We start from the raw sequence: 2245 nt of genomic DNA, 5'->3' as shown, positions 1-2245 counted from the left end.
GCCCCGTACGGCCAGCAGCAGCCCCAGTGGCAGCAGCAGCAGCAGGGCAGGCCCGAACTGCAGGGCGGCCGGGAACAGCAGAGCCGTGAGCAGGTAACCCGCCAGCGCGCCCAGGTCTGAGCCCCGGCGCAACTGTTCGATCGAACTGCCCGGTTGGCGCAGCAGACGCCGCTGCAGGGGCAGCTGGCTGATCTCTGCCCCCAGGGCGAACAGCAGAACCCCAGCGAGTGACCCCGCCAGCAGCCAGGGCGCCGGCAGCCACTCCAGGGCCTGGGCCGCCGCGACGGCCAGCAGGGCCAGCACCGCCAGCAGCTGCATCCCATAGCCCCAGGCTCGGCGCCGCAGCGGCAGCAGTGCCGGCAAGGTGCCGAGGGCCGGCAGCAGGCTGTTAAGTAGCGGCGATGGGCTGAGCCCGCTCACCAGCCAGGCCGTGGAGGCCCGGGTGAGGCTGCCGCCCGCTTGGGCGCTGCCCCAGAGCAGGGAGGGGGGAATCAGGTTGCCTTGAGCCAGGAGAACATGGCCCGCAGACCTGTGCCCACCTGCTCGATCGGATGCTCGGCGTCCCGCTGGCGGATCTTGGCCATCTCGGGCTTGCCGGCCTCGCACTCGGCCACGAAGTTGCGGGCGAAGGTGCCGTCCTGGATGTCGGCCAGGATGCGCTTCATCTCGGCCTTGGTGGCGGCGGTGATCAGGCGCGGGCCGCTCACATAGTCGCCGTATTCGGCGGTGTTGGAGATCGAATCGCGCATGGCGGTGAGGCCGCCCTTCACCATCAGGTCCACGATCAGCTTCACCTCGTGCAGGCACTCGAAATAGGCCAGCTCGGGCTGATAGCCTGCCTCCACCAGGGTTTCAAAGCCGGCCTTCACCAGTTCGCTGAGGCCACCGCAGAGCACGGCCTGCTCGCCGAACAGGTCGGTTTCGGTTTCCTCCTTGAAGTTGGTTTCGAGGATGCCGGCGCGGGTGCCGCCGATGCCCTTGGCGTAGGCCATGGCCAGGGCACGGGCATTGCCGCTGGCGTCCTGCTGCACCGCAAACAGGGCCGGCACTCCCATGCCGTTCTGGTATTCCCAGCGCACAGTGTGGCCGGGACCCTTCGGGGCGATCATCACCACGTCCACCTCGGCCGGGGGCTGGATCAGCCCGAAGCGGATGTTGAAGCCATGGGCGAAGCTCAGCACCTTGCCGGCGCTGAGGTGGGGCGCAATCTCCGCCTCGTAGATCGCCTTCTGGATTTCATCGGGCAGCAGCACCATGATCCAGTCGGCCTTGGCGCAGGCAGCGGCCACGCTGAGCACCTCAAGGCCATCGGCCCTCGCCTTTTCGGCGGAACGGCTGCCCTCGTACAGACCCACCACCACGGCCACGCCGCTGTCCTTGAGGTTCAGGGCGTGGGCATGGCCTTGGGAGCCGTAGCCGATGATGGCCACCGTCTTGCCCGCCAGCAGGCTGAGATCGGCATCGGAGTCGTAGAAGAGCTGGGCCATCCGGGCTGAAGCTGAGGGCGGGGAGCAGGGTTTGAGCTTACGCATGGGCCGCCGGCCGGCCGGCTCAGGCCTCGCTGGGGTGGGCGATCACCCGATCGATCAGGCCGTACTCCTTGGCCTCGGCGGCGCTGAGGAAGTAGTCGCGATCGGTGTCCTTCTGGATCTTTTCGAAGTTCTGGCCAGTCATGTCGGCCATGCTGTGGTTGAGCATGTCCTTGATCCGCAGGATCTCCTTCGCCTCGATGGCGATGTCGCTGGCCTGGCGCTGGCTGGTGCCCCCGAGCGGCTGGTGGATCATGATCCGGCTGTGGGGCAGAGCCAGCCGCTTGCCCTTGGTGCCAGCCCCCAGCAGGAAGGCCCCCATGGAGGCGGCCAGACCCACACAGATGGTCACCACGTCACTCTTGACGTACTGCATCGTGTCGTAGATCCCCAGGCCTGCCGTTACAGATCCTCCAGGGCTATTGATGTACAGCAAAACGTCTTTTTTGGCGTCTACAGACTCCAAAAAAAGTAACTGTGCCACAATAATATTGGCTATGTGATCATCTACTCCTGTACCTAAAAAAATGATCCGATCCATGATCAGTCTGGAGAAAACATCAATCTCCCGAAAGTTTTGAGGTCTTTCCTCAATGACAGAGCGGGTCATATTTTCGATGTGCTTCGTGTACTGATCAAAGGCAGTACCGCTCACTCCCTGATTGTGAACAGCGTATTTTCTGAATTCTTCTTTGTTTATCATCTCGATTGTGTAT

2 protein-coding genes and 1 pseudogene are annotated in these 2245 nt (G+C 63.9%); all 3 read right to left on the bottom strand.

All coding sequences use genetic code 11. From position 1 onward, the window contains the following. Positions 1-420: pseudogene (locus IQ216_RS13540) on the bottom strand (hypothetical protein); the annotation flags it as partial. 71 nt (positions 421-491) lie between these two features. Further along, positions 492-1487 (bottom strand): ketol-acid reductoisomerase, encoded by a 996-nt coding sequence (ilvC, locus tag IQ216_RS13535; protein ID WP_193815885.1) that lies wholly within the window; start codon positions 1485-1487, stop codon positions 492-494. Between the two features lie 64 nt (positions 1488-1551). Further along, positions 1552-2139 carry an ATP-dependent Clp protease proteolytic subunit gene (locus IQ216_RS13530; RefSeq protein ID WP_228007532.1) on the bottom strand — a complete coding sequence of 196 codons (588 nt, stop codon included), beginning with the start codon at positions 2137-2139 and terminating at the stop codon, positions 1552-1554. Positions 2140-2245 lie beyond the last annotated feature (106 nt).

Origin of the sequence: Cyanobium sp. LEGE 06143 (genome assembly GCF_015207535.1) — a bacterium.
In the GTDB taxonomy this organism is placed as follows: Bacteria; Cyanobacteriota; Cyanobacteriia; order PCC-6307; family Cyanobiaceae; genus NIES-981.
The sequence above is the reverse complement of the archived record's forward strand: the minus strand, read 5'-3'. Positions and strand labels throughout refer to the sequence as shown.

Excerpts from the sequence above, each read along its gene's own strand:
- ilvC (WP_193815885.1), bottom strand. The coding sequence starts at position 1,487 with ATGGCCCAGCTCTTCTACGACTCCGATGCCGATCTCAGCCTGCTGGCG.
- IQ216_RS13530 (WP_228007532.1), bottom strand. The coding sequence starts at position 2,139 with ATGACCCGCTCTGTCATTGAGGAAAGACCTCAAAACTTTCGGGAGATT.